This window comes from Hymenobacter nitidus, from assembly GCF_020447315.1.
Lineage (GTDB): Bacteria > Bacteroidota > Bacteroidia > Cytophagales > Hymenobacteraceae > Hymenobacter > Hymenobacter nitidus.
The window spans coordinates 301294-326889 of sequence record NZ_JAJADQ010000002.1 but is presented as its reverse complement, the minus strand read 5'-3'; the positions used below and the strand labels follow the sequence as shown (position 1 = coordinate 326889).

The following is a 25596-nucleotide window of genomic DNA, read 5'->3' as shown; positions in this document are numbered from 1 at the left end:
CGCATTGTGCATGAGCCCCAAACTGGCGCAAGTTTGACGCAGATTGTGCTAGACCTCACGGTGAAAGCTTCTCACGCCGCTCGGAAAAATCCGGGCGGCGTTTTCGTTGGTAGTCTACAGCCGACGCTCTTATTGTTTATCTATATAGATTTGCCACGATACACCCTGTGTCCTCCACCGCAGGGTAAACGCTCCTTTCTTCCCCTATTTCTTTCTACTTATGCGTATGAAACCTCTGTTTGCCTGGTCCCTGCTGCCGTTCACAGCCCTGCTGGTAGCGGCCGGCTCTGCTTCGGCTCCTGCTACGGCCCCGGTGGCCAACTTCACCCAGGGCGTCATCACCACCCGCGTATCGTTGCCCGGCAACCCCTACGACAAAATGCTGAGCAAAATTGACCCGGCCAAGGGCAACGTGCAGGCCCAGATGCAGCAGCTGGCCAGCAGCCTCACCCCGGCCGAGCAGCAGCAGTTTCAGGCCGAAGCCGCCAAGCTCAGCCCGGCCATGACTATCGGGGCCATGATGCTGCCGCGCAAGGGCACGCTCTACTGCCGGGGCCAGGAAGCCCGCGCCACCACCGATGCCCTGACCTACCACCTGGAAAACTACTTCAACCACGCCACCAGCAAAGGCCTGCTGCTGATGTCGTCGCAGTCGTCGCCGCAAACCGTGAACTACACCTACGACGCGGCCACGGTGAAGAAAACCTGGCAGAGCATTGTGGTAACGGCCGTGGACTACACCTCCAAGACCACCACCGAAACGGCAGTGGTGGCCGGCTACCCCAGCCAGAAAACCACCTATACCCTCAAGCCCGGCGCGGCCGAAACCACTACCAACGAACCCGGCCAGCTGCCCACCAAGCCCGTGGCCCTGGACGTGTGGACCTCGGCCCAGATTCCGCAGAGCCTGAACTTTGCCCACCCCGTGTACGTGGCCCAGGCCCACGGCATCACCCGCCTGATCGTCTACTTCGACAAGGAGCGCAAGCAGCGCATGGTGTATGAGTTTGCCAGCGTGCAGCCCCGCACGGTAACGGACCAGGAACTGAAAATCAAAACCGTAGCCCCCATCCTGGACTACGCCAAAGATGAAATGCAGGTCGGCATGCAGATGCTGGCCCTGATGATGGGCGGCGGCCCCCGCCAGTCCGGCACCGACGAGTAAGCCCCCCGCGCCGGCTAGTCACCAAACGGCCCGCTGCTACCAGCTAGCAGCGGGCCGTTTGCATGCCGAGCTCGTAGTGCCTTGCCGCTTTAAAGTAGCGTGCGGCGCTTGTGCACGAAGAGCTGCTTTAGGCCGAAAATGAGCAGGCCGCAGGCCACGATACCAACCCAGTCGAGCCCGAAGCGCTGGGCGGCGGCCCAGGTCAGGGAGTTCTGGCTGGTGGCCAGCCCGGCCCCAATCAGGGCGGCGGCGGGAATAATGGCCTGGGCAATGAGAGGACCCGCCATAAAGCTGCGCCGAAACGCGGCCAGCATAATGACACCGGCCAGCGCCCCGGCCCCGGACACGAGCAGCGCCTTGGCACTGGGCTTCATCAGGCTTTGCACCTCGGGGTTGCGGGCCAGCTCGGCGGCCGAGCTTTCGCCCAGCCACAGCAGCAGCAGCATGGTGGCCCAGGCCGCTGCCACCAGCACCGTGTAGCCCACCACCGTGGACAGCAGCCCGTACCATATCACCGGCCAGCGCCGCAGAATGATTCCCAGCGGCAGCTTGGCAATGGGGTCGAAGCCGGGCGCCACCACGGCGGCGGCCGTGAAGGCCACAGCCTGCGGCACCGGCTCCGACACCAGCCCTACCGCGCAGATCAGGCCGGCCAGAAACATCAGGTAGAGGTAGTTGGGGGTAAGGCGGGACTGGTAGCGCAGGCCGCTTTCCATTTCCTCCCAGATGGCCTCATCCTTGTCGCCGACGATGAGCTTCTCCTGGGCCGGAATCACCAGGCTGGTCAACTCCGAGGTAGCCACCGAAATATCCTGCTCCGGCACCAGGGCCCGCAGCCGCCGCAGCACCTCGTCGGCACCCCGGTTGAGGACCTGCACGGTCAGCACGTCGCCAGGCGGCTTTTGCGAGGCCCCGCGGTGCAGGGCTACGGATACTACCTCTTCCTGCGCGGCAAGCTCCTGGCAAAGCGCCGCGGTATGGACTGGGGGAACGACAATGGAAAAGCTACGGTGCATGCGCAAAAGCAAAGGGCGAAACATACCAGCCCCGCTCCTGTGCTCAAGGCCGCAGCCATGCTCCCAGACTGGTGGCCGTCCAGCTTCCTACGCTCCCCCGGCCCCGAAGTTATAGTGTGGCGGCCCGTAACTGATTCGGAACTAGCCCCCTTCCAGCTCCCGAACAGCAGCTGGTTCAGCCACAAGGCGTCTTTTGTGCCAACTAATCTGTGTAGACACACGAATGAATAGCCGGAAATTCTCGGCCGACAGACTAAAAAAATGCCTGTTCATTTAGCGGTTGCACCAGCTTGGCGGCCGGGCTTCCTTTGCGCAAAAAACGATGAGCACTACCGTCTTTCACCGCTTCCGGCAGCTTCATTACCAGCCCGCGCCCCTGCTGCTGCCCACCATCTGGGATGCCCGCAGCGCGGCCGTTAGCCAGGCCCAGGGCTTCGGGGCCGTGGGCACTTCCAGCGCGGCCATAGCTGGCATGCTAGGCTACGCCGACGGGGAGCAGCTGCCCTTTGCCGAGCTGCGCTACATCGTGGGCCGCATCTGCGCCAGCACCACCCTGCCCGTGTCCGTGGATCTGGAAGGCGGCTACAGCCGCAACCCGGCCCAGATTGCCCGGCATATAGCCGAGTTGGGGGCCCTGGGCGTGGCGGGCATCAATCTGGAAGACTCCGTGAGTGAGCAGGGGCAGCGCCGGCAGCTGCCACCAGAGGAGTTTGCCGCCACGCTGCGCACCATCCGGGCGCTGCTGGCCGAGCAGCAGCTCGACGTGTTCCTGAACGTGCGCACCGACACCTACCTGCTGGGGCAGGCCGCCCCGCTGACGGCCACGTGCCAGCGCCTGTGCCACTACGAAGCGGCCGGGGCCGACGGACTTTTTGTGCCCGGCCTGACGGACCTCACCGAAACCCACGACCTTTGCCGGGCTACCCGGCTCCCGGTGAATGTAATGGCCCTGCCCGCGCTGCCTGGTTTTGGGGCACTGGCCGCGGCCGGCGTGCGGCGCATTAGCATGGGCAGCTTCCTGTTTGAGGCCCTGACGGTCCGGCAACAGCAGCTGGGCCACCAGATTCAGCACGACCAAGCCTTCACGTCCTTATTTGCCTGATGCGCCCCATGGAACTGTCTGCCCCCTCTGCCGCCGAATGCTACCGGGCCCTACTGGCCAAAGACGCCGCCTATGAAGGCCGCTTTGTGGCGGCCGTGAAGACAACCGGCATCTTCTGCCGGCCCACCTGCCCGGCCCGCAAGCCCAAGCCCCAGAACGTCGAGTTTTTTGCCACCACCAAAGAAGCTCTGCTGCGCGGCTACCGGGCCTGCAAAGTCTGTGAGCCCCTGGCCGCGCGGGATGCTGCCCCGGTATTTATCCGGGAGCTGCTGGACCAGCTAAGCCGGCAGCCCACGGCCCGGATAACCGACTATGACCTGCGCCAGCGGGGCCTGGAGCCGGCCACGGTGCGCCGCTGGTTTCGGCGCCAGCACGGCCTCACCTTTCAGGCCTACCAACGGCTCAACCGCATCAACAGGGCGTTTAAGAAGCTGCAGAGCGGTGCAACCGTAACGGCGGCCGCCTTCGACAGCGGCTACGAGTCGCTGAGTGGCTTTCAGGATTCGTTTAAGGCCGTCTTTGGCGTGGCCCCCACCCGGAGCCGGCAGCAGCAGGTCATCAACCTGACCCGCCTCGAAACGCCCCTGGGCACCATGCTGGCCTGCGCTACCAGGCAGGGCATCTGCCTGCTGGAATTCACTGACCGACGTATGCTGGAAACCGAGCTCAAGGACCTGGCCCGCCGCCTCAATGCCACCATCGTGCAGAGCGAGAACCCACACTTTGCCCAGCTGCGGGCCGAGCTGGCCGAGTATTTCGCGGGTCGGCGCCGGCAGTTTTCAGTGCCGCTGCACACGCCCGGCACCGCGTTTCAGCAGGCCGTGTGGCAAGAGCTGACCCGGATTGACTACGGCACCACCCGCTCGTATGGGCAGCAGGCCGTGGCCGTGGGCCGCCCCAGCGCCGTGCGGGCCGTGGCCGCCGCCAACGGCATGAACCGCGTCGCCATTCTGGTGCCCTGCCACCGCGTGGTCGGGGCCGGGGGGCAGCTCACGGGCTACGCCGGCGGCCTGTGGCGCAAGCAGTGGCTGCTGGAGCTGGAGCAGCCGCCGGCCCCCAATGAGCAGGCACCATAGCGTCGAAGCGGCAGCTATTTTTGCTGTTCCTTCTTTCACTCCCCAAGTTCTGTTTATGCTGATCGAAACCCTGCGCCAGCTATTTGCCCGCGACCTGAACCGCCTCCACCACGAAATCGGGCAGTACCAGGATGAGCGCAACCTCTGGCGAACCGACGCCGGCATTGCCAACCCGGCCGGCAACCTGTGCCTGCACCTGGTGGGCAACCTGAACACCTACATCGGGGCCGAACTGGGCGGTGAGGCCTACACGCGCAACCGGGAGCAGGAATTCGCGCTACAGCACGTTCCCCGCCAGGAGTTGCTGGAGAAAGTCACGGACACAGCCCGGCGCGTCGACCAGGCTTTGCAAGGGCTGCCCGCCACGGCCCTGACCCAGGAGTATCCGCAGCTGGTATTCGAAGCGCCCATGACTACCGGGTACTTTCTGATGCACCTGGCCACGCATCTTACCTATCATCTGGGCCAGATCAACTACCATCGGCGCCTGCTCGACACCCGGGTCTGAAGCAGCGGAGCGCTGCTATTGGGTTCATGGCCTAACCCGGCTTACTTAGCGGGATGAAACGCCGCATTTGGTTTGGCCTCGTGGCTCTGCTGCTGGCAGGCTCCGGGCACGCCCAATCCCTGACGGGCACTTGGCAGGGAGTAGAAACCGACACCGGGGAGCCGGGCGCCAGCTGGCCGGCCGTGCTCCGGCTGCAGAAAGGCAAGGGCGCCGGCCTGTTTGGCGTGCTCTACCAGGAAGTGGGCGGGCAGCCCTCAACCTCGGTTACGTTTCAGGTGCTGGGCACGCCCCAAGCCAACGCCCTGCGCCTGGAACACGTGCGCAAGCTCAACGAAACCGGCCGCTCGCCCTTCACTTACTGGTGCGAGGGCGCTATCAGCCTCACCTACGACCCCAGTCAGGAAAAGCTCACCGGCCGCGCCGCCTACCAGCCCGTGGGTGACTGCGACGCGGGTACCTTTACTTTTTACCGGGTCAGGCTGAAGTCGGCCCCGACGGTAGCGGCCGGGGCCGAAACCACCATTCGCGTTACGGGCCGCAACGTGCTCTGGTACGCCGATGCCGAGCTGAAGCAGCCCGTCACGACGGGCAACACCTACCGCACCCGCCTGAGCAAAACCACCACCTTCTACCTCGCCCAGGGCTATTACCCCACCCGCCAGAGTCCGGTGGTACCCATCACCATCCAGGTGAGCGGCACCGCGCCCGAAACCCGGCCAGCCCCGGTAGCACCCCTTGAGCCTGCCACCGCCCAGCTCGAAGTGGCCCCGCCCGTTTCTGCCGCGCCGCCCATCAGTACGGCCCCGCTCATTACGGCCACGCCGGTGGTGCTGCCCACGGTTCTGTTTCGCCTGGGCACGGCCGAGCTGCTGCCCGAGGGAGTGCCGGCCCTGCGCCAGCTGGCCACCGAGCTGCAGGCCCGGCCCGAGCTGCGCCTGCGCATTGCCGGCCACACCGACAAAATTGGCGAGCCGCAGAAAAACCTGGTATTGTCGGAGCAGCGGGCCGAGGCCGTGAAAAGCTACCTAGTGAAAGCCGGGGTGGCAGCCGAGCGCCTCAGCACCACCGGCCACGGCGACACCCGCCCGCTGTTTCCCTCCCCCGATGCCCGCAACCGGCGCGTGGAAGTAGAGGCCCTACCGTAGATTCAGTAGCTTGCACCCGGCTTTTTTTAAGGATTCTTATCCACCCTATTCCATGCCCACTATCAGCTTTCCGGTTCTGAGCGTCGCGCTGCTCCTAGCCGTCGGCACCGCCAGCCACGCCCAAACCACTGCCGCTACCTGGAACAACAAGCAGTGCGCGGTGGTACTCACCTACGACGACGCCATCGACGCGGACCTGGACCAGGCCATTCCGGCCCTCGACTCGGTGAAGCTGCGTGGCACGTTCTACCTCATTGGCTCGTCGGCGGTGGTGGCCAAGCGCCTGCCCGAGTGGCGCCGGGCGGCCCAGCGCGGCCACGAGCTCGGCAACCACGCCCTGATGCACCCCTGCGACGGGAGCCTGCCCGGCCGCGGCTTCGTGACGCCCGACAACGACCTGAGCAAATATACCGTGAGCCGGGCCGTGAGCGAAGTTCGGGCCAACAACGTGCTGCTCAACGCTATTGACGGCAAAACGGCGCGCACCTTCGCCTACCCCTGCGGCGACCTGACCATCGGCGGGGTGAAGTTCTACGACCAGCTCCGGCCCGACTTCGTGGCGGCCCGCGGCGTGACCAGCGGCCTGCAAACCGCCACCCAGGTCGACCTGACCAACATCAACAGCTACATGATCAACGGCCAGTCCGGCGACTACCTGATCAATCTGGTGAAGCAGGCCCAGGAGTCGCACACGCTGCTGGTGTTTCTGTTTCACGGCGTGGGCGGCGGCCACTCGCTGAATGTGGACCTGAAAGCCCACCGCCAGCTGCTGCGCTACCTCAAAGCCCACGAAAAGGAAATCTGGGTGGCCCCGATGGTGGAGGTAGCCGAAAAAATCCGCAGCAGCCCGCCGGCCGCCGCGCCCCGCAAGTAGGTGCCGCCATGCTTAAGTAGTCCGCTTAAAACCGCCGGCAACTACTCTACTGGCTACCGAATCCAACTCTTTTCTTTCCAGTGTTCACCGCCTGCATGAAGCCCAACTCCCCCATGCTTAATGTCCGTAGCCTGCTCTGGTCCTTGCTGCTCACCCTACCGGTTGGCGCCTGCGACACCTTGTTTGGGAGGGAAATATCCCGGCTGCCGGTCAACGCCATCAGCACCGAGGGCCATGAAGTGCTCCGGGAAACCACGCTGCAGCTGCAAAAAGACGAATCTGTGGCTTTATGGTCAGATATGGACATGGAATACGAGGGCGAGGCGCCGGTCCGCTTTCAGGTGCTCATCCTTAAGAACGGCGCCCAGTTCCGGCAGCTCGAAATAGACCCCACGGAGAAGAACGTCAGCGTGGCCGAGGTCAAAACGTCTATTAATGGCAAGACGTCGTGGAGCTTCTCGGGCAAAAACGGGGAAGTATCGATTCCCGAAACGGCGAAATACACCTTTAAAGCCCGGCTGGTAGCGGCCAGCAACCCCACCCTACAGATTAAGAAAGCCGAGCTGGTTCTTAAGCAATAAGGCTGCCGGCCCCAACTAGTTCACACGAAACGGCCCGCCCCATCCATCTGGAGGCGGGCCGTTTCGTGTGAACTAGTTGGGGCCGGTACTTACTGAGCGGGAGCGGGCGGCGCCGGCTTCTGCCGCCGGGCCTTCTCCTGCTGATAAAACGCCAGCTCCTGCTGGTAGGGCGAATCATCTCAGCCCGGACGCGCCGCGGCGGCTTGGCAGGCAGCTTCTACCACGGCTTCGTATTTGGCAGCCGGGAAAAAGGACTGCACCGAATCGGCCAGCAGCGACTTGTTGCTTTTTTCCAGAGATGCTTCCAGGGCCTGAATTTCGGCAGCGCCTTTGCCTTTCAGCTTTTTAGGAGCCGTGCGCTGCCGCGACACCTGCTGGCCGTGGTAGGTGAAGGGCGTTACGTAGTGCCCGGGCGTGCCAGCCGCTGCCGGAGTAGCGGCCGTGGTGGTATCGGCCGCTTTAGCAGCCTTCTGCTGGGCCGCAACCCGCGACGCCAGCCGGGCGGCGTTGATGCCCTCCATAATCAGATGCACCTGCGCCTGGGCGGAGGAGACGGCGAGAAACAGGACCAGGGTAAAAAAGTATTTCATGCAGCAGCTAGGTGGGCAAAAATGAACGGATAAGAACGGCGCTAGCTACGGAATAAACCGGCAGGCCCGGCCCCGAAAGCAGCGTCGCCTTTCCGCCTTGGCTTTACGCCGCCGGCTTTTGGCCGCGCTGCCGGCACATGGCCCCGGCCACTGGCACTAGGGAAGGTGAAGCTGATGAGGCAACAAATTAGTTATGCTTGCATAACAATTCTTTAACCGACACGTATTATCTTTGCATCCAACAAGCTGAATTGCTTCTACATACATTTTTTGCCATGAAAAAGACCACCGCCCTTTCGTCCCTGCTGTTGCTCAGTGGCCTCGGGTCCCTGGGCTACCTGACTGCTCAACTGAAAAACCTCAACCTGCATTTTGACCTGCGGGGCGAAGACCAGTGCTACTACTGCTAAGCCTGCCGCTTGGCCTAATTTTACGACGAAGCTCCGCCCCGGCGGGGCTTTGTTGTTTTAGAGCCTCAAAGAATCCCACCGTCAGAATCAGGGGGTTATCGGGAAAGAAATAAAAAAACCACATCCATTCGGGCCGGTTTTCGGTACTTCACAGTTCGGCGGCCCGTGCGGGGCGGCCGGTATCCTTTCCACCCTCCTCCCTGCGGGGCCGGCGTTGCGCACGGCTCCCCGGGAACCTGTAACACGCACTGGTTTATGAACCTTAACAGCCTCCAGGAGCAAATCAGCTACATCATCGGGCGCGATTTGGCCCGCAACTTCGCCCAGCAGGGCCTGCAGCTCGACATCGACGTGCTGGCCGCCAGCCTTAAGGAAGGCCTGGCCGGAGAACCCAGCCGCCTTTCGCAGGAACAGATGCGCAGTGCCATGGAGCAGCTGCAGGCCCAGATGGGCGGCCCCGAAGAAGAAGACCACCAAGATTCATCTGATATGAGCAACAACAAGCAAGCCGGCGAAGACTTCCTAGCCGAAAACAAGAATAAGCCCGGCATCGTGACCCTGCCCAGCGGCCTGCAGTACGAAGTCCTGACCGAAGGCAGCGGCAAGAAGCCCGGCCCCAGCAGCTCCGTCACCACCCACTACCACGGCACACTGCTCAACGGTACCGTATTCGACAGCAGCTACCAGCGCGGCCAGCCCGCCACGTTTGGCGTCAACCAGGTTATTGCCGGCTGGACAGAAGCTCTGCAGCTGATGCCCGAAGGCTCGAAGTGGCGCCTCTATATTCCCTCCGATATGGCCTACGGCAAGCGCGGTGCCGGCCGCGACATCGGCCCCGACTCGGCCCTGATTTTCGACGTGGAGCTGCTCAAGGTAAACAACTGAAGCGCGCCCTCGGCGTCTGGTCCTGCTCGTGCCACCCAGCCCCGCTGGGTGAGCACCAGCACGGCCGGACCCCGGAGTGCTTCCCCACTGGCTCCTATGCCCAGCAACGAACAACTCCCGGCTGAACCTCTACCCCTGCCGCCTGAGCCGGCCCCGGTTTCCTTGCCCCCACCGCCGCCCACGTTGCGCAGCGAGAATGGCCGCCTGGAGCTGACAGCCGACAGCCTCACAGTAAACGGGCAGCGCTACGGCCTGCTGGAGCTGGAGGGTGTCGACGTGCAGCCGGTGCGCTGGCTGCTCTGGTTTATGCTGGGCGGCCTGGTGCTGGCCGGTTTCACGCTGGCCTTTCTGCAAAACTGGGTGCGCACCATGCCCGCCATGTTCGGCATGGCCACGGGTGCCCTGCTGCTGGCTTACGGCAACCGGGGCTCTAACCGACTGCGCCTGCACCGGCTGGGCCGCGAGGCCGTGTATTACTCCTTTCCTGGGGCGTCGGAGCAGTGGCTGAAGCTGGCCGCTGAAACCAATCGGCGCATCCGCCAGCGCCACGATGAGGCGGCGCAGGCCGCCGCCGCTATTCTGCAGGCCGAAATTGAGGCTGCCCAGGCCGAAGCCGACCAAGCCGCAGATTCGGATGAGCTTTCTACCCCATCTTAAGTAGTTGATTTCGGGGCAATAATGCCGGTGCCGGCTTCACTGCTTGGTTTAGCCGGTTTGCCCTACCTTTGCCCGCTTTTATTTTTGCGGCAAGCTTCTCCTTTCCCCCTTCTCATGGACGCCAAACATCGGCACACCGCCATTTCTACGGCGGGCTTACTGATTGCCCTCGGTATTATCTACGGTGATATTGGAACCTCACCGCTCTATGTAATGAAGGCCATTGTGCCCGAGCTTATCGACCCGCGGCTGGTGCTGGGTGGCATTTCCTGCGTCCTCTGGACGCTCACGCTGCAAACCACCGTGAAGTACGTAATCCTGACCCTGAACGCGGATAACAACGGGGAAGGCGGCATTTTCTCCCTCTACGCCCTGGTGCGCCGCCGGGCCGCCTGGCTCACGGTGCCGGCCATTATCGGCGGGGCTGCCCTGCTGGCCGACGGAGTTATTACCCCCCCCATTTCCGTTTCCTCCGCTATTGAGGGCCTCAAGCAGGTGTATCCGCACCTGAGCCAGGACATAATCGTCTACATCGTCATTGCCATCATTGCGGGCATGTTTTTCCTGCAAAGCTTTGGTACTCAGATAGTGGGCAAGGCATTCGGGCCGATTATGTTTCTGTGGTTTGCCATGCTGGGCGTGCTGGGCGTGAGCTGGATTGTGCAGAACCCGGAAATCCTGAAGGCCGTGAACCCCTACTACGCCTACGAGCTGCTGGTGCACTACCCCGGCGGATTCTGGCTGCTGGGCGCCGTGTTCCTGTGCACTACCGGCGCCGAAGCACTGTACTCCGATCTGGGCCACTGCGGCAAAGGCAACATCCGCATCAGCTGGGTGTTCGTCAAATCCTGCCTGGTGCTCAACTACTTCGGGCAGGGCGCCTGGCTGTTGGCTAACCAGGGCCAGCAGCTGGCAGGCCGCAACCCGTTCTATGAGCTGATGCCCGACTGGTTTCTGCTCATCGGCATTGGCATTGCCACCATTGCCGCCATCATTGCCTCCCAGGCCCTGATTACGGGCTCGTTTACGCTGGTAGCCGAAGCCATTCGCCTCAATATGTGGCCCAAAGTGAAGCTCAACTACCCCACCGACGTGAAGGGCCAGCTCTACGTGCCCAGCATGAACCGCCTGCTGCTGCTGGGCTGCATCGGGGTAGTCTTGTACTTCCGCGAGTCGAGCAACATGGAAGCAGCCTACGGGCTGGCCATTACCCTGACCATGCTCATGACCACGCTGCTGCTCACCGTGTGGCTGCGCACCAAGCGCGTGCCGCTGGTAGTGGTTATTCTGTTTGCGGCCGTCTACGGGCTGATTGAAGGCTCCTTTCTGGTGGCCAACCTGATTAAGTTTCCCCACGGCGGCTGGGTTTCCCTGGCCATTGGCGCTACCCTGATTGGAGTGATGTACGTGTGGCTGCGGGCTTACTACATCAAGCGCCGCCTGACGGAGTTCGTCAAGATTGACCCCTACATGGATGCGCTGAAGGAGCTCAGCAACGACGAATCGGTGCCCAAGTACGCTACGCACCTCGTGTTTATGACCTCGGCTGAGCGGGCTTCGGAAATCGAAAGCAAGATCATCTACTCCATCTTTCAGAAGCGCCCCAAGCGGGCCGATATCTACTGGTTTGTGCACGTGGATACCACCGACGAGCCGTATACCATGGAGTACAAAGTGGTGGAGCTGGCCCCCGACGATGCCTTCCGCATCACCTTCCGCCTGGGCTTCCGCGTGGAGCAGCGCATCAACCTGTACTTCCGCAAAGTGGTGGAAGACCTGGTGCGCAACCGCGAAGTGGATATCACCTCCCGCTACGAGTCCTTGAGCAAGCAGCACGTTACCGGCGACTTCCGCTTCGTGGTGCTGGAGAAATTCCTGTCGGTGGAAAACGACTTCCCGCTGGTGGAAAAGCTGGTGATGCAGGCTTACTTCTACATCAAGCAGTTCATTGCGTCGGAAGACAAGTACTTCGGCCTGGATACGTCTTCGGTGAAGGTGGAAAAGGTGCCGCTGGTCATCACCCCCGTGCGCGACGTGGCCCTGAAACGGGTAATGTAGCCTTTTGCTTACCGGGCCAAACTGCCCGGCTTGTTCCTGGAAAAGCCCCGCTGGTAGCTAGCGGGGCTTTTTGCATTTTCCAGGGACCGAGGCTACGAGTGGGAAGCCATAAAAGTTATGCTTGCAGCGTATTGGTTTTCCGATATGTTTTTCTTCCATTAGCCTATTGCTCAGTTCTTTTCTACCCCAAACACCCACAACACTATGCGTATTCCTACCCTTTCCGCCGCGCTCTGCGCGGTGCTGCTGGCCGGCTGTCAGCAGGAAGCTGAGGAGCGGCAGCTGCCCCAGCCCACCGCCGACCCCAAGGAGGCCCTCAGCCCCCAGCAACTCGATGAGCAGATCATCAGCACGCTCAACAAAACGGGCGTATTCGACTGGAACAAGGCTACCCCGCACTTCGTGTGGAGCGCCCTGACCCGGTCCGACTTCGTGCTGTCGGTGGGCTACCAGCCCGCGGACTACCGCGCGGCCCTGCCCGATAATGCGGCCGCTGACCCGGCCTGGCAGGCGGCCCGCCAGCAGGTGCTGGAGCTGATTCTGGCCGAGGAGCGCAAAACCCGCCCCGATCTGACCCTGACGGACCTGATTGCCTACCAGGAAAACGTGCTGCCCGTACTCGACGTGACGGTGCGGGAACTGAGCACGATTCAGCTGCTGCGCGCCTCCAAGCTAGTGCGCTACGCCGAGCCCATGGGCTACGAGCCCAACCGGCCCGCCGCTCCTACTGCCAACAAAGGCGCCGCGGTGCTGAGCAGCAGCGGCTGCGGCAGCAACACAGCCACCGCCGGCCTGGTAGCCGGCTCCGACTACACCGTACTCAGCAATGGCAGCAAGTCCAGCTGGAACCAGGCCGACCAGTACCACGGCATCCGGGCCAGCTGGAGCCAGAGTACGGGGCAGGGCACCAAGATTGTCATTATTGACTCGGGCTCTTCCGATGCCCAGGAAAACCTGGGGGCCGCCTTCAACCAGGGTCTGAGCAGCGGCCGCACCGTAGAGCGCCTCGTGACGCTGCCCCGCAACTCCATCTTCGGCATTCCTTATGGCGACGCCGAAACCCCGAATGATGGCTGCGGCCACGGCACCAGCATGGCCGGCGCCGCTGCCGCACCCCGCGGCACCGATGGCGCCTCCGTGGGCGTGGCCTACAACGCCAGTCTGATAACCGTGCGGGCCTCGGAAGACGTGTTTATTGACGGCAGCCGGGAAGTCAAAGGAGTGTCCGATGCCTACATTCTGGCCGGCAACCGGGCCGATGTGCGCATCATCTCCATGAGCATGGGCCGCCTAACCAGCTCCTCGCAAATGGCCGACGCCATCCGCTACGCCTACGGCAAAGGCAAGCTCATCTTCTGCGCCGCCGGCACCTCGTTCGACTGGACGGCCGGCATCGTGGGCGTTATCTACCCCGCTTCCCTGGCTGAGGCCGTGGCCGTAACAGGCGTGAAAGACAACCTGACCACCCGCTGCGACGAGTGCCACACCGGCGCCGATGTGGAGTTTACCGTCGTGATGCAGCGCACCAGTAACGACCGGCGCCCCCTGTCGCTGGCCATGAGCGGCGACGCGCCCAGCACCGTGGGCGGCTCCTCGGTAGCCACGGCCAGCATGGCCGGCATGGCCGCCGTGGTTTGGGCGCGCTACCCCAACGAAAGCCGCACCCAAATTATGAGCCGCCTGGTAGCCAGCAGCAGCAACCGCAACGCCCGCAGCAGCAGCTTTGGCTGGGGCCGGGTGAACGTGGCGGCCGCCGTAGGCGCGCTGCCCCTGTAAACGGGCTGAGCTGAAACAACAAGGCCGCGGAGAGTTTCTCCGCGGCCTTGTTGTTTTCCTGCCTTGCCTTAACTCAGCAGAACATACTTTTTGAGGTCTAGCCTTACAATTCTCTTATTTCGTGCGGAGCCACTTGCTGTACACCGTTTGCTGCTGCGCCGAGGGGTTCGGCAGCTTCTCGATGCGGTAGCGCTGGTTGCTGCCCGCCAGCAGCGGCAGGGTCACTTCCTTGAGCTGTCCGTCGCGCGACACAATCATGGAAACCGGCGTTCCGGCCGGCACGCCCACCAGCAGCTTGTTGGGGTCGTCGGTGAGGCGGGCGCCGTTGATGGCCAGGATTTCATCGGCTACGCTCAGGCCGCCCTGCCAGGCACTGCCGTTGCGTACCACGCTGGTCACCGTGAACTTGCCGCCCGCCGTGCTGACGTTAGCGCCCAGCGTAGCATCGGTGGTAACGGGTGTGGTCGTGAGCGTGAGGCCGGCGTAGCCCAGGGCCGTGCTGTAGGGCAGGGTTTCGGTGCCGTACACGTTCTTGCGGAAGAAGTCGTCGAAGCGGCGGCCGGCTACTTTGGCTACGGCATCCTGGTACTCATCGTCGGTGAAGCCGCGGCCCAGTTTCTTGTAGTACTGGTCATAGAGGTAGCGCATCACGTCGTCGAGGCTTTTCTGGCCCTTGGTTTCGTTGATGATCATCAGATCCAGCACTGCCCCGATTACCTCGCCTTTGTCATAGTAGCTGATGCCCGTGTTCTGCGAGTTTTCGTTGGGCCGGTAGTACTTGATCCAGGCATCAAAGCTCGACTCGGCAGCGGCCTGCTGCTTGTTGCCGGGCGTATTCTCGACGCGGCCAATGCCGTTGCTCAGGTCGGCTAAATAGCCCTCGGGCGTCACGAAGCCGGCCCGCTGCACAATCAGGTTGCTGAAGTACTCGGTGCCGCCTTCGCTCACCCACAGCATGCGCGTGTAATTTTCCGCGTCGTAGTTAAACGGCCCCAGGGCCACGGGCCGGATGCGCTTCACGTTCCAGAGGTGGAAATACTCGTGGGCCACCAGGCCCAGAAACCCTTTCCAGCCCGCCTCCGAGCTGTAGGCATTGCGCGAAACCGACAGCGTGGTGGAGAACAGGTGCTCCAGGCCGCCGGTGCCCCGGTCGATGTTGTGAATGATGAAGACGTAGCGGTCCAACGGGTTCTGGCCCACCACACGGTGCGCTTCCTCGCAGGTGCGCTTCATATCCGAGAGCAGCCGGGCCTCATCGTATTGCGGGTTGCCAAACATGGCAATGGTGTGAGGCGTGCCGTTCACATCGAAGCTCAGCACCTTGTGGGTGCCGATTTCGATGGGTGAGTCGGCCAGCTCATCGTAGTTGGCCGAGCGGTAGGTGAACGTGCCACCGGCGGGCTTCAGGCTGGTGGTTACCTGTGTCCAGCCCGGAGCGGGCTGCACCGTCAGGGTGCTGGGCAGCTGCTGGCCTTCGGCCGGGTACATAAACACGCTGGTGCCGTTCAGGTAGCCGTGGGCCGCGTCGATAAAGCTGGTGCGCACGCTCAGCTCGAAGGCATACACGCGGTAGCGCACCGTGAAATCCTTGGCCCGGGGGTGGTACACGCGCCAGGTATTCTTGGTAATTTTCTCGGTCCGCAGCGCTTCGTTGCCGGCTTTGGCCTCGAAGCCCTCCACGTTTTTGGCAAATTCCCGGACCAGGTACGAGCCCGGTGCCCACACCGGCATCTTTACGTCGGTGTACTGCTTGCTGAAGCCCCCCAGGGCCATTTCGACTTCAAAGTAGTGGGTTTGGGGCGCCGGCATCGACAAGGTGTAGCGCAGCGTGGACGCCGCCCGGGCCGGGGCAAACTGACTCAGCAGCAGCACGGCCACTACGGCCAGCAGCCGGCGGAAACAGGATTGGAACATGAAAAGGAACGGTTGAAATGAAAAAGACGGTGGGAACTTACCCCGACACGGGAAAGCAGGCGGGGTTGCAAGATACTGGTGAAATCAAGGCGCCGCCGCGGTTTTGCGCCCACCGGCCCCAAATTAAGCAGGAACCCCCGCCCAAGCTCCGCCGTTAGGGCTCCGAGCCCCACCCATTCCGCGGGGTTTCGTTTAAAGCACTATGCGTTACGTCTGGCTTACCTTTCTTCTCTTGGTTACAGGAATCTTGGCCTTTTTCGGCTGGCAACGCTTCCGGGCCCCTGCCGCCCCCAACCGGGTGGCCATCGTCACCGGCTTGCCGGCCCGGTCGGTATCCAATACCACGCCGGGCGCACTAGCAGCGGCTCCCGCGGCCACCGCCCTGCCCCAGGCCGACAGCCTCATTGAGTTTGCCATGCGGCAGCTGGGCTCGCCCTACACCTACGCCGGCACCACGCCCACCGGCGGCTTCGACTGCTCGGGCTTTCTGATGTACGTATACGGGCACTTTGGCGTGAGCGTACCCCACTCCACGGCCCTGCTCATCGATACGGGCCGGCCGGTAGCCCGGGAAGAGGCCCGCCGTGGCGACATGGTCATTTTTACCGGCACGGCCGCTACTTCCACCACGCCAGGGCACGCGGGTATCATCATTTCGCACCCGGGCGAACCGCTGCGTTTTATTCATTCGTCATCGGCCCGCCGCGCTTCGGGGGTGAAAGTAAGCCAGGTAGAAGGCACTGACTACGAGCGGCGCTTCATGGGTATCCGCCGGGTGCTGGGCGTAGAAGAAAGTAAGCCGGCGGCCGAGAAGTCGACGGTGAAAACCAAGGTGACGACCAAATCTGCTGACGCGCCTGCTACGAAGGTGAAGACCAAGGTAAAAACCGCCGCCGGCTCATCGGGCGGCCGGTAGGTAGTTCCGTACCGGCTAACCGCCGGTATTTGGCCGGCTGCCCACCAGCCCTGATTTGTTCACGAAGGGATATAAAAAACGATACCCGGTCCGCCTATGCAGAACCTCACAGAGAGGCTGCTGGGCGAACCGGGTATCTAATCCTTCAAATCTTACCAAGCGACGAGTCTGGGGTACAGCCCCGTCATCCTTTGAGTAAGACCTTGCCAGAATGCGGGAACCCGCCCTGAAGGGCTAACAGAGGTTCCGCGCGAAAGCTGTTGTTAAGCGCGTTCGGCGGTGAAGCGAACTACATTCGACAGGCTTGGCAGGATTTGTTTGGGACTACTAGACATTTTGTACCTCCTTTCTTTAGATCCGACATCCCCCATCGGCGCTACTCAGCACCTTAGAGCTGCTTGGATGGGGTCGTAGCACTCACTACTGGCTGGTAAAGTTAAAAGCCCTTGGGATGGTTCAAAATAAAAACACCTTTTTTTGCGCCGCCCGCCCCTGTTTCAGGCCATTCACCTGACCATCAGCACGTTTTTTTCTTGTACCCGCCTGTTGCCGGGGACTAGTTCGCGGGCAATCCGGTATTGGCCTCAAACTTGCAATTCAGGTTTCCAAACCGAAAAAACTTGCGCATGCAGCGTAATTCATAGTTTTCTCCTATCTTTTTCCCGTCAACACCCCACTCACCCCTTTTTTCCATGAAAAAAACCTTGTTCCTCTGTCTGGCAATGCTGCTGGGCCTCACGGGTATCGCTTCGGCTCAGAAACTCTCGCCCCTGGGCATCTGGACCAACGAAGAGAAGAAAGCCACGTTCGAAATCTATCAGCAAGGCGATAAGCTTTTCGGCAAGATTGTGTCGCTGACCGTGCCCAACGACCCCGCTACCGGCAAGCCCAAGCTCGACTCGCAGAACCCCGACGCCAAGCTGCGCAACCGCCCACGTCTGGGCCTGGTGTTCATGAAGGACTTCAAGAAAGACAGCGAGAATAAGTGGGACGACGGCACCATCTACAACCCCGAGGATGGCAAAACCTACTCCTGCTACATGAAGGTGCTCAACGCCAACACCATGGAAGTGAAAGGCTATATCGGCTTCTCGCTGATTGGCAAATCGCAGACCTGGACGCGGGTACGCTAAGCCCGGCCGCTTCTTTGCAAGACCAGCGACGCCCCCATCGGGGCGTCGCTTTTTTTGTGCTACCTTCCTTGCGGCAACCTTTCTCCGCGTCCGGTGGTTGAGACTAGCCACTGCCTTCCACCTTGAAAACCATTCTGCTCAGTCTGCTGCTTTCCCTGGCCTGCTCTTTCGGAGCCGTGGCCCAAGCGGTAGTTCCCCTGGGAGTCTGGGCCGACGACACGGGCGAAACGCACATCGAGATATACCGCTGCGGCGAGAAGCTGTGCGGGCGGGTGGTATGGCTGCGCGAACCGCAGGAGGCCAACACCGGCCGTCCTAAAGCCGATCTGCATAATCCCGACCCCGGCAAGCGTACCCAGCCGCTGCACAACTTGACGGTGCTGCACAGCCTGCGCTACAACCCGGCCGCTGAGCGGTGGGAAGATGGCGAAATCTACGACCCGCACAACGGCCACACCTACTCCTGCTACCTGAGCCAGGTGGCCAACGACAAGCTCGAGGTGAAAGGCTACATTGGTTTTGCCCTGATTGGCCGCTCTCATTACTGGACCCGGGTGCGGTAGGCCAGCGGGCTTAAAATACCTCCTCGATGCGGTAGGGCTTGCCGCGGAAGCTGAATGTGTCGCCGACGCGGCTCTGGGCCATGGCCTGGTATAGGGGCGAAAACGCGGAAATGGCGAAGTATGGCTCTCCCTCGACCTTGATTTCCCCCAGACTCACGGCAATGTAAAACCGTTGCGTGTCGGTAACCACGACGGTGCCCACGCCGGGCTGGTCCTTGGGTGAGCGGGCCTCGGGCACCCGCTGCAGGGCCTGCAGCCCGGTCAGGGCCTCATCGAGCTGGCGGGCATATAAGTCGCGCTGCAGCTGGCAGGCTTCCCGGAATGATTCGAACGTATCCTCGGGCGTGCCCTGGCTTTCCTGGGCGCTTTCCTGCACTTCGAGCATGGCCTTGCGGGCATTATCGGCTTTCTGCTGCTGCACGCGGCGGCATTCGGAGAGTAGCTGCTGTTTCAGAACGGTACGTTGTTTGGTAGTCATAGCAAGGTGGACAGTAGATAGAAGAGGAAAAGACGGGCTTTTGCGCGCCCGGGCTGCAACTCAATCAAAAACTATTTCGGGTGCCCAGTGTTTCTTCTCAAAATCAGTTCTCTCCCTTGCTTTCCTTTCTAAAGAAGATATTCGCTGCTGGCGGCGCCTCCAATGCCACCAGCTGGCAGCCATTGCTGCGCACGCCCGCCCAGGCGCGGGCGCACCAGCAGTGGGTAGATCAGCAAGTGTATCTGAACTGGATGGGGCCCTTTTTCAAAGCGTACCACTTTCAGAAAACGGGGGTGTGCGCCAAGCAGCTGCGCGTGCAGCTCCTGCTGGAGCAGGGCCGGCAGGGCGCGGTGTTTTTTTACGACCCCAGCATCGGCCCCGGCAACTTCCGCCACCTGTTCGACTTTATCCGGGACCAAGTGCTGCTGCTGGGCTACAACGCCTCGGTGTCGGACCGGCGACTGGTGAAGCATGAGCGCTACACGGAAAGCATCGAGAAGCATTTTCTGAAGCCCCACCCCCACGACTGCACGGCCACGGGCCGCTGCAACCAGCGCTTCGGCAACGTGACCGTGGATCTGGTCAGCATCAATGGGCAGCCCGGCTTCATCCGGTTTTTCGCCAACCCCTACCACGATGCTATTTTCACGGCGGCCGCGTCGTTTGATGAGCTGATGGAAAAGGCATTCAACATGCCCGCTGCGCCCCCCGAGGTGCAGCAGCGCATAGCTCAGTACTACAAGTAGCCGGCAAACACACGACAAAAAAAGCCCCGCCGAAGTATCGGCGGGGCTTTTTTGGGTTAAAGCGCCGAATGTTTACTCGCGCACGAACCGGGCAAACGACACATCACCCTCCGGGGTGGTGAGCCGCAGGTGGTAGAGGCCCGGCGTGAGCGTACGGGTATTGAGCGAGGGTTGGGCAGCACCCACCGTCTGGAGCAGCACCACACGGCCCGTCATGTCGGTGATTTCGGCCTGGGCCGTGCGCATCGACAGGTTGGCCAGCTGCAGCGTTTCCCGGCACGGGTTGGGGTACACCGTCAGAGCCGCCATAGCGGCAGCATTTTTCGTAGACAGCGTGTTGTCGCGGATGGCGACGCTGCTGCCGTTGAGCACCCACTGGTTGGGGTCGAGCTGAATGCTGGTTACGGTGCCGGCCACGGGCAGGCTGAAGTTGGACACCAGCTGGCTTTGGCGCAGCCGGATAATCTGACTGGTGCCGCCGCTGTAGTTGATTTTATAGTCCAGCTCCGTGTCGAAGAAAGGCGTTACCGACGGCATCGAGGCAGTTTCCGTTGACCGGACGTACAAGGTGGTTCCCACTTGGTTCCAGCGCACAGCAAACGAGGGGTAGCCTTCGCCCCGCACCCACTGCTGGAAGAAGTAGCCGAGGGGTTGCTGCGCCTCGACCTCAAAAATCCGCTGCATATCTATCGTGCGGGCCGTGCTGCCGGCAAAGCGCGACTGGTAGGTGCTCAGGGCCCGGAAGAACTTCTCGTCGTCGTTGAGCAGGTAGCGCAGCATGTGAATCACGGTAGCGCCCTTCTTGTAGCTGAGCCGGCTGCTGAAAATACGGCCCACGTTGGTCGTGTCAGCATCGGCAACGAGTACGCTGCCGCCGGGGCTTTGCAGGGCGTTGGCATGGGCGTTGTCCATCCAGGTGCGGGCATTGGCCGGGGAGGCAAAGTCGCTGAGCGAAATGTACTCGCCGTAGGAGGCAAAGCTTTCATTAAGCCAGATATCCTTCCAGGAGGCGCAGGTTACGTTGTCGCCGAACCACTGGTGAAACAGCTCGTGGGCCGTGAGCGTGAAGTTGAAGCCGTCTTGGGTGGTCATGGTCTGGTGCTCCATACCGCCGCCGATGGGCGCCATGGCGTGTCCGTATTTCTCCTTGGCAAAGGGATAGAGCCCCACCAGGTTGGAAAAATTCTCGATAAAGCCCGCCGTGCGGTCCAGCTCGGTGCGGTAGTAGTTCAGAGCCGCCGTGTTGTAGACGTAGTTGACGACCGGAATGCGCACTCCGGAGCCGGGACTTGCATAGGTGGTGTACTCGATGTAGGGCGACACGGCCACCGAAATCAGGTAGTAGGCAATGGGGTAGCGCGACTTCCACTCGTAGCGGCTCTTGCCGTTGGGGCGCGGCGTTACCTGGGTCAGCACGCCGTTGGAGCCGACTTTGTTCAGACTGGAAGTCGTGACCCACACGTCGGAGGAGTCGGCTTTGTCGGTGAGCACCTGCTTGCAGGGCCACCACTCGTAGGCGTTGAAAGGCTCACTCAGGCTCCAGGTTACGTTGGCCCCGAAATCCTGGTCTACATCGGTATCCAGGGCGTTGCCGATGGCGGCCGAGTTGCCGTTGGGCGCCGTGCCGCGGTAGTAGATGTAGGCGTTGAACAACGTGTTGGCGGGCACTGCCTCGGCCAGCTTCACGGTCACGTCGCCGGCCGCGCGGCGGGTGCCCGCCACTTTCTTGCTGTTCACCACCACCGAGTCGATAATCAGCGTGGGATAGAGCTCGAAAGCCAGGGAGTCGAGAGCCTGGGTCCGGTTCAGGGCCAGCATGCGCACCGAGCCGCCCACGGTGCGGACGTTATTTTCCAGGGCAATGTCGAGCTTGTAGTACTTCACGTCGTAGCGCTCCATCTTCTGGCGGTGGCGTACGGTGGCCGCTGGTTGACGCTGGGCGGTGTTCTGGTGCACCTGAGCGCAGCTGCGGGCCGCCGTGCCGTCCAGGTCGGCGGGCTGGGCGCGGTAAGCCGGAATCTGGGCCTGGGCCGCGCCAGTTACCAGGCAGCCGGCCAGCAGAGAGTAGAGAGTTTTACGCATGCAATAGGAAGGATAAAGGGACACGAGGAAAGGAGCAATAATGCCCGGGGGAATTGAGTTGGCTAAGATACGCACTGCGTCACAAACCTCTGCCCAACACTAGAGTTACGCAGGCAGGTTTTGTATCTTTCAACTGTATTTGCCCTACACTCCTATGCATCGACTTCTACCCTCTGTTTTTTTGGTGCTGCTGCTTCTGCTCGGGGCCGCCGTGCCGGGGCGCGCCACGCACATCGTGGGCGGCGAGCTGGACTTGCAGTACCAGTCCGGCAGCCGCTACCGCATCAACCTGAACCTGTACTTCGACGCGGTGTATGGCAACCCCGGCGCCCTGGACAACGAGCTGACGATTAGCATTTTCGAGAAAGGCACCGACCGGCGGATGCAGAACCTGTCGTTGCCCCTGGTGGCGAATACCAACGTCAACTACTCCAATATTGCCTGCACCCTGCCCGTGCTAAGTACCCGCCGCATTCAGTACTCCAATCTGATTGAGCTGCCGGCTTCTACCTACACCAACCCAACGGGCTACTACGCGGCCGTGGAGCGCTGCTGCCGCAACAACAGCATCCGTAACATCCGGACACCGGGCAACGCGGGCCAGACCTACTACCTGGAGTTTCCGGCCGTCGTGCGCAACGGCCGGCCGTTTATCAACTCTACGCCCCGCATCTTCCCGCCCCTGAGCGACTACGCCTGCCGCGGCGACCTGTTCTACTACGATTTTGGGGGCCAGGATATCGACGGCGATTCGCTGGTGTATGAGCTCTCGACGCCTCTGAACGGCCACTCCACCTCGGGCATGCCCAAGCCCAACCAGGCCGAGCCCCAGCCCTACCTGCCCATTCAGTGGCAGCCCGGCCTGAGCGTGCTCAACCAGATTCCGGGCGACCCGGCCCTGACGGTGGACCGCGCCACGGGCCGCCTGCAGGTGAGGCCCAACCAGCTGGGCCTGTTCGTGTTCGGCATCAAGTGCTCGGAATACCGCAACGGCGAGAAAATCAGTGAGGTGCGCCGCGACTTTCAGTTGCAGGTAATCGACTGCCCGCGCAATACGCCCCCGGCCATGAGCCTGTTTGTGACCGGCAACTCCAAGCCCTACGAGCCGGGTAAAGACGTGCTGAAGCTGGAGCCCGGCTCGAGCCGCTGCGTCACGCTGCGCTTCACCGACCCCGACCCCGTATCCAGCCTGAGCTTGTCGTTGCGCCCGGTGAACTTCTCGACGCCCCTGCCCAGCTTTTCTGTCTTGCAGGGCACCGTCCGCACCCCAGGCGCCCCCGATACGCTCGTTTCGCAGCTCTGTTTTGGTTCTTGCTTCGACACCAAGGGCAAGGTGTACCTGCTCGACGTAATCGTGGCCGACAACGGCTGCAGCCTGCCCAAGCGCGACACCGTGCGCCTGGCCTTTATCGGCGTGCCCGACCCCAACGCGCCGCCCCTGGTGGCCACCACTGCCGGCCCCGGCCTGCCTTTGCGGGCGCGCATCGGCGACTTAATCACCTTTCAGGTAACCGGCCAGGACCCCGACACTGACCCCGTAACGCTGGAAATGCGCGGCCGGGGCTTCGCGCCGGCCAGCGTGGGAGCCGCGCTGGTGCAGAATTCGACCGGACCCCAGGTCAGCGGCACCTTCACCTGGCGCGTGCCGTGCCCCACCACCGATAAGTTTCTGTACGAGTTTGAGTTTGCTGCCGCCGCTAACCCCTGCAGTGAGCGGCAGGCCTCGCCCCCGCTGCTGGTCCCGATTCAGATTGACTACACCAACGCGCCGCCCTCACTGGCTCTGGCCCTGGCCGACTCGGTCACGGTGATTACCCGCCAGCTCGGGGAGCCCTTCCGCATGACGATGGAGGGCTTGGACACGGATATTGACCTGCTGACGCTGACCGCCACAGCCGGCGGCCTGGACCTGGCGGCGGCCGGCATGCGCTTCACGGCCCAGAATGGCGCCGGCAAAGCCAGCGGCGTACTCGAATGGACGCCCAACTGCGCCGTGGCGGCCCAGGACAAAGTCGAGGTAACATTCCGGCTGCAGGAAACCACCTGCCGCCCGGTGCCCAAAACCCGCACCCTGCGCTTTGCGGTGGTAAAGCCGGCGGCCCAGCCCTTCCTGCCGGCCAACATCTTCACGCCCAACAACGACCAGAACCACGACTTCTTTGAGCTGCCCAACCTACCGCCCGACTTCTGCGACTCGCGGCTGGCCAACATCAAAATCTTCAGCCGCTGGGGCAACCTGGTGTATCAGACCACCAACCGCACCTTTAAGTGGGACGGCGGCGGGCTGCCGGCCGGGGTATACTTCCTGCTGATTGAATTCACGGATAAAAGCTACAAAGGCACCGTGACCATTGCGCCGTAGCGGAATTATCACTCACAAAAAAGCCCCGACTCGCTAAACGAGCCGGGGCTTTTTTATGGGCCAAGCCTTTCGGGTGTGCCCTAGTACAGGAACAGAAACACGGCGAACAGAGCCACCCACAGGGCATCGATAAAGTGCCAGTAGATGTTCAGCATGCGCAACTGCCGGTGCCGGTACGGGTCGCGGATAAATACCAAAGAGCGTACCGCGTCCCGGGAGGCGTGCATGCTGCGCAGCATCAGGGCCAGCAGCAGCAGCATGCCGCCCAGCAGATGAGCCACGTGCAGGGCCGAAATCAGGTAGATATAGGTACCGCTGGCTTCGCCCGTGAAGAAGATGCCCTGGTTCATCAGCTCACGCCAGCCCAGCACCTGCAGTCCGGCGAAGATGCTGCCCAGCAGCAGCGTGGCGCCCAGGCAGCGCGAAAGACTCCGGATATCATCGGAGCTGTAGATGCGCCGGGCCTGGCTGAGCGTGTAGCTGCTGACCAGTAGCACGATGGTACTCAGGGAGAAATAGCGGGGCAGCGGGTGCGCCCCGGTGGGCAGGCCGTTCAACGTGCGCGTCTGAATGTAGGCGGCCAGCAGGATAACGAACAGCACCGTGATACCGACCATTGCCAGGTACAGCAGCATCAGCAGGGGTGGCACCCGCTCGATGCGGGTGAAGGCGGAAGTCGGCCGGCCGGCCCCTACTTTGTCTTTGCGTTCTTTGTCGGAATTCATCATTGGGTGCGAGGAAGCAGCGTACGTTCTGGAAACCAATCCAAGAGCCATAAGTTCCGTTCCCGACCTGGCCGGAGGTGCTGGTGGCTACAGAGCAAGATACGTAAAATGCCATTCCTCGGGCACCGTTATTTGGCTTAATCCGCCCGAAAAAAAGACCCTATCTTTCCCAGCACCGCATTGATGGTAATCTTGGCCGTGCGGCCCGCTCCAAACGTGACGTGGGTTTTGCCGGCCACCCGCAAATCCAGAATCAGACCCAGCTGCCGGGCCAGGTCGTTGAGCTGCTGCAGGGGGTCGGGGGCATTGGCGGGCTTAGCCTTTTTTTCGCCGGGGGGCTTGGGCGGACCGCTGGTGAGCTTGTCGAGCACGCGCTGGCTGGGCAGGTTCACAATCAGGTACGAGCCGGAGCCCGCAATCTGAATGTCGTCGCCGTCCATGGTGATAACCAGGCGCGCCTCAATGTCGAGGCCACTAGCCAAGGGGTTCGGGCTTGGGGGCAGGCAACTGCACTGGAGCCGCGGCGGTATTTTCGCCGCGGGTGCGGATGCGCAACGAGCCGTTCAGGCGCCAGGTGGCAGGGGCCGCGCCGGGATTCTGGGCGTTGGGCACCTGCAGCTCCATCTGGTCGAAGGCAAAGCTCAGCTCGACGCCGCCGGAAAGCTTGGAGAGCAGCGAAGCCGCCGTATCGGCCCAGGTGCCGGATGATTGGGAAGAAGTAGCCATAATAGCGGGAAGGAAATGGAAAAAAGGGAAAGAGGGATGCTACCCGGCAAACGTGACCGGGGCGCGCAAGTTACAGGCTTGGGCTTAGCTTGGCAGGCCGTTTGCCAG

The 25596-nt window shown here is 62.1% G+C and carries 25 protein-coding genes; 17 read left to right on the top strand and 8 right to left on the bottom strand.

The window, feature by feature from the left end; translation table 11 throughout:
• Positions 1-226: 226 nt before the first annotated feature.
• Positions 227-1165, top strand: coding sequence for a hypothetical protein (locus LGH70_RS04770; protein ID WP_226183203.1), 939 nt, complete (start codon positions 227-229; stop codon positions 1163-1165).
• Between the two features lie 89 nt (positions 1166-1254).
• On the opposite strand, the gene LGH70_RS04765 is transcribed toward LGH70_RS04770, so the two are convergent.
• On the bottom strand, positions 1255-2181 hold the full coding sequence (locus LGH70_RS04765) for a DUF389 domain-containing protein (protein ID WP_226183201.1): 927 nt from the start codon (positions 2179-2181) through the stop codon (positions 1255-1257).
• A 322-nt stretch (positions 2182-2503) separates the two neighbouring features.
• Between LGH70_RS04765 and LGH70_RS04760 the strand changes: the two genes are divergently transcribed.
• The 6 genes from LGH70_RS04760 to LGH70_RS04735 all read left to right on the top strand — a co-directional run bounded on the left by LGH70_RS04760 (position 2504) and on the right by LGH70_RS04735 (position 7467).
• Complete coding sequence (locus LGH70_RS04760; protein WP_226183199.1) at positions 2504-3283, top strand: isocitrate lyase/PEP mutase family protein; 780 nt, start codon at positions 2504-2506, stop codon at positions 3281-3283.
• 8 nt (positions 3284-3291) lie between these two features.
• Positions 3292-4359 (top strand): bifunctional transcriptional activator/DNA repair enzyme AdaA, encoded by a 1068-nt coding sequence (locus LGH70_RS04755; RefSeq protein ID WP_226183197.1) that lies wholly within the window; start codon positions 3292-3294, stop codon positions 4357-4359.
• A 55-nt stretch (positions 4360-4414) separates the two neighbouring features.
• Positions 4415-4867 carry a DinB family protein gene (locus LGH70_RS04750; RefSeq protein WP_226183195.1) on the top strand — a complete coding sequence of 151 codons (453 nt, stop codon included), beginning with the start codon at positions 4415-4417 and terminating at the stop codon, positions 4865-4867.
• Between the two features lie 53 nt (positions 4868-4920).
• Complete coding sequence (locus LGH70_RS04745; protein ID WP_226183193.1) at positions 4921-6012, top strand: OmpA family protein; 1092 nt, start codon at positions 4921-4923, stop codon at positions 6010-6012.
• 52 nt (positions 6013-6064) lie between these two features.
• On the top strand, positions 6065-6886 hold the full coding sequence (locus LGH70_RS04740; RefSeq protein ID WP_226183191.1) for a polysaccharide deacetylase family protein: 822 nt from the start codon (positions 6065-6067) through the stop codon (positions 6884-6886).
• A 95-nt stretch (positions 6887-6981) separates the two neighbouring features.
• Entirely contained in the window at positions 6982-7467 is a 486-nt protein-coding gene (locus LGH70_RS04735; RefSeq protein ID WP_226183190.1) for a hypothetical protein, read from the top strand.
• Between the two features lie 179 nt (positions 7468-7646).
• On the opposite strand, the gene LGH70_RS04730 is transcribed toward LGH70_RS04735, so the two are convergent.
• On the bottom strand, positions 7647-8057 hold the full coding sequence (locus LGH70_RS04730) for a hypothetical protein (RefSeq protein WP_226183188.1): 411 nt from the start codon (positions 8055-8057) through the stop codon (positions 7647-7649).
• 275 nt (positions 8058-8332) lie between these two features.
• Here LGH70_RS04730 and LGH70_RS23520 point away from each other — a divergent pair, with 275 nt between their 5' ends.
• The 5 genes from LGH70_RS23520 (at position 8333) to LGH70_RS04710 (ending at position 13843) form a co-directional block, all read left to right on the top strand.
• Positions 8333-8467, top strand: coding sequence for a hypothetical protein (locus LGH70_RS23520; RefSeq protein WP_262905229.1), 135 nt, complete (start codon positions 8333-8335; stop codon positions 8465-8467).
• A gap of 255 nt (positions 8468-8722) precedes the next feature.
• Positions 8723-9352, top strand: coding sequence for a BamJ family beta-barrel-assembly machinery protein (gene bamJ / locus LGH70_RS04725; protein ID WP_226183186.1), 630 nt, complete (start codon positions 8723-8725; stop codon positions 9350-9352).
• 96 nt (positions 9353-9448) lie between these two features.
• Positions 9449-10009, top strand: coding sequence for a hypothetical protein (locus tag LGH70_RS04720; protein WP_226183184.1), 561 nt, complete (start codon positions 9449-9451; stop codon positions 10007-10009).
• Between the two features lie 114 nt (positions 10010-10123).
• Positions 10124-12067, top strand: a complete 1944-nt coding sequence (locus tag LGH70_RS04715; protein WP_226183182.1) for a KUP/HAK/KT family potassium transporter — start codon at positions 10124-10126, stop codon at positions 12065-12067.
• 204 nt (positions 12068-12271) lie between these two features.
• Positions 12272-13843, top strand: a complete 1572-nt coding sequence (locus LGH70_RS04710) for a S8 family peptidase (RefSeq protein ID WP_226183180.1) — start codon at positions 12272-12274, stop codon at positions 13841-13843.
• Positions 13844-13957: 114 nt separating this feature from the next.
• Here LGH70_RS04710 and LGH70_RS04705 read toward each other — a convergent pair whose 3' ends face one another.
• Positions 13958-15757 (bottom strand): M61 family metallopeptidase, encoded by a 1800-nt coding sequence (locus tag LGH70_RS04705; RefSeq protein ID WP_226183177.1) that lies wholly within the window; start codon positions 15755-15757, stop codon positions 13958-13960.
• Positions 15758-15989: 232 nt separating this feature from the next.
• On the opposite strand from LGH70_RS04705, the gene LGH70_RS04700 reads away from it, so the two are divergent.
• The 3 genes from LGH70_RS04700 (at position 15990) to LGH70_RS04690 (ending at position 18369) form a co-directional block, all read left to right on the top strand.
• Positions 15990-16673 (top strand): C40 family peptidase, encoded by a 684-nt coding sequence (locus LGH70_RS04700; RefSeq protein ID WP_226183175.1) that lies wholly within the window; start codon positions 15990-15992, stop codon positions 16671-16673.
• A gap of 692 nt (positions 16674-17365) precedes the next feature.
• Positions 17366-17806 carry a DUF2147 domain-containing protein gene (locus LGH70_RS04695; RefSeq protein ID WP_226183173.1) on the top strand — a complete coding sequence of 147 codons (441 nt, stop codon included), beginning with the start codon at positions 17366-17368 and terminating at the stop codon, positions 17804-17806.
• A gap of 122 nt (positions 17807-17928) precedes the next feature.
• On the top strand, positions 17929-18369 hold the full coding sequence (locus LGH70_RS04690; protein ID WP_226183171.1) for a DUF2147 domain-containing protein: 441 nt from the start codon (positions 17929-17931) through the stop codon (positions 18367-18369).
• 10 nt (positions 18370-18379) lie between these two features.
• Here LGH70_RS04690 and LGH70_RS04685 read toward each other — a convergent pair whose 3' ends face one another.
• Positions 18380-18847, bottom strand: a complete 468-nt coding sequence (locus tag LGH70_RS04685; RefSeq protein WP_226183169.1) for a hypothetical protein — start codon at positions 18845-18847, stop codon at positions 18380-18382.
• A 116-nt stretch (positions 18848-18963) separates the two neighbouring features.
• On the opposite strand from LGH70_RS04685, the gene LGH70_RS04680 reads away from it, so the two are divergent.
• Positions 18964-19593, top strand: a complete 630-nt coding sequence (locus tag LGH70_RS04680) for a hypothetical protein (RefSeq protein ID WP_226183167.1) — start codon at positions 18964-18966, stop codon at positions 19591-19593.
• A 72-nt stretch (positions 19594-19665) separates the two neighbouring features.
• On the opposite strand, the gene LGH70_RS04675 is transcribed toward LGH70_RS04680, so the two are convergent.
• Complete coding sequence (locus tag LGH70_RS04675; protein ID WP_226183165.1) at positions 19666-21675, bottom strand: M1 family metallopeptidase; 2010 nt, start codon at positions 21673-21675, stop codon at positions 19666-19668.
• 154 nt (positions 21676-21829) lie between these two features.
• On the opposite strand from LGH70_RS04675, the gene LGH70_RS04670 reads away from it, so the two are divergent.
• Complete coding sequence (locus LGH70_RS04670) at positions 21830-24037, top strand: T9SS type B sorting domain-containing protein (RefSeq protein WP_226183164.1); 2208 nt, start codon at positions 21830-21832, stop codon at positions 24035-24037.
• Positions 24038-24117: 80 nt separating this feature from the next.
• Here the strand turns inward: LGH70_RS04670 and LGH70_RS04665 are convergent, their stop codons facing one another.
• The 3 genes from LGH70_RS04665 to LGH70_RS04655 all read right to left on the bottom strand — a co-directional run bounded on the left by LGH70_RS04665 (position 24118) and on the right by LGH70_RS04655 (position 25488).
• Positions 24118-24765, bottom strand: coding sequence for a cytochrome c oxidase subunit 3 (locus tag LGH70_RS04665; RefSeq protein ID WP_226183163.1), 648 nt, complete (start codon positions 24763-24765; stop codon positions 24118-24120).
• A 134-nt stretch (positions 24766-24899) separates the two neighbouring features.
• Positions 24900-25244: a hypothetical protein gene (locus LGH70_RS04660; protein ID WP_226183162.1), complete on the bottom strand. Its 345-nt coding sequence runs from the start codon at positions 25242-25244 to the stop codon at positions 24900-24902.
• The gene (locus LGH70_RS04655) at positions 25237-25488 is read right to left on the bottom strand and encodes a hypothetical protein (RefSeq protein ID WP_226183161.1); all 252 of its coding nucleotides are present in this window, start codon (positions 25486-25488) and stop codon (positions 25237-25239) included. The genes LGH70_RS04660 and LGH70_RS04655 overlap by 8 nt, the downstream gene beginning before the upstream one ends.
• Between the last annotated feature and the right edge of the window lie 108 nt (positions 25489-25596).

Bases quoted from the DNA above. Each gene is read 5' to 3' on its own strand.
- LGH70_RS04745 (WP_226183193.1), top strand. From the start codon at position 4,921: ATGAAACGCCGCATTTGGTTTGGCCTCGTGGCTCTGCTGCTGGCAGGC.
- LGH70_RS04710 (WP_226183180.1), top strand. From the start codon at position 12,272: ATGCGTATTCCTACCCTTTCCGCCGCGCTCTGCGCGGTGCTGCTGGCC.
- LGH70_RS04670 (WP_226183164.1), top strand. From the start codon at position 21,830: ATGCATCGACTTCTACCCTCTGTTTTTTTGGTGCTGCTGCTTCTGCTC.
- LGH70_RS04715 (WP_226183182.1), top strand. From the start codon at position 10,124: ATGGACGCCAAACATCGGCACACCGCCATTTCTACGGCGGGCTTACTG.
- LGH70_RS04740 (WP_226183191.1), top strand. From the start codon at position 6,065: ATGCCCACTATCAGCTTTCCGGTTCTGAGCGTCGCGCTGCTCCTAGCC.
- LGH70_RS04705 (WP_226183177.1), bottom strand. From the start codon at position 15,757: ATGTTCCAATCCTGTTTCCGCCGGCTGCTGGCCGTAGTGGCCGTGCTG.
- LGH70_RS04755 (WP_226183197.1), top strand. From the start codon at position 3,292: ATGGAACTGTCTGCCCCCTCTGCCGCCGAATGCTACCGGGCCCTACTG.
- LGH70_RS04675 (WP_226183165.1), bottom strand. From the start codon at position 21,675: ATGCGTAAAACTCTCTACTCTCTGCTGGCCGGCTGCCTGGTAACTGGC.
- LGH70_RS04765 (WP_226183201.1), bottom strand. From the start codon at position 2,181: ATGCACCGTAGCTTTTCCATTGTCGTTCCCCCAGTCCATACCGCGGCG.
- LGH70_RS04695 (WP_226183173.1), top strand. From the start codon at position 17,366: ATGAAAAAAACCTTGTTCCTCTGTCTGGCAATGCTGCTGGGCCTCACG.
- LGH70_RS04730 (WP_226183188.1), bottom strand. From the start codon at position 8,057: ATGAAATACTTTTTTACCCTGGTCCTGTTTCTCGCCGTCTCCTCCGCC.
- LGH70_RS04750 (WP_226183195.1), top strand. From the start codon at position 4,415: ATGCTGATCGAAACCCTGCGCCAGCTATTTGCCCGCGACCTGAACCGC.
- LGH70_RS04770 (WP_226183203.1), top strand. From the start codon at position 227: ATGAAACCTCTGTTTGCCTGGTCCCTGCTGCCGTTCACAGCCCTGCTG.
- LGH70_RS04685 (WP_226183169.1), bottom strand. From the start codon at position 18,847: ATGACTACCAAACAACGTACCGTTCTGAAACAGCAGCTACTCTCCGAA.
- LGH70_RS23520 (WP_262905229.1), top strand. From the start codon at position 8,333: ATGAAAAAGACCACCGCCCTTTCGTCCCTGCTGTTGCTCAGTGGCCTC.
- LGH70_RS04665 (WP_226183163.1), bottom strand. From the start codon at position 24,765: ATGATGAATTCCGACAAAGAACGCAAAGACAAAGTAGGGGCCGGCCGG.
- LGH70_RS04735 (WP_226183190.1), top strand. From the start codon at position 6,982: ATGAAGCCCAACTCCCCCATGCTTAATGTCCGTAGCCTGCTCTGGTCC.
- bamJ (WP_226183186.1), top strand. From the start codon at position 8,723: ATGAACCTTAACAGCCTCCAGGAGCAAATCAGCTACATCATCGGGCGC.
- LGH70_RS04655 (WP_226183161.1), bottom strand. From the start codon at position 25,488: ATGGCTACTTCTTCCCAATCATCCGGCACCTGGGCCGATACGGCGGCT.
- LGH70_RS04760 (WP_226183199.1), top strand. From the start codon at position 2,504: ATGAGCACTACCGTCTTTCACCGCTTCCGGCAGCTTCATTACCAGCCC.
- LGH70_RS04720 (WP_226183184.1), top strand. From the start codon at position 9,449: ATGCCCAGCAACGAACAACTCCCGGCTGAACCTCTACCCCTGCCGCCT.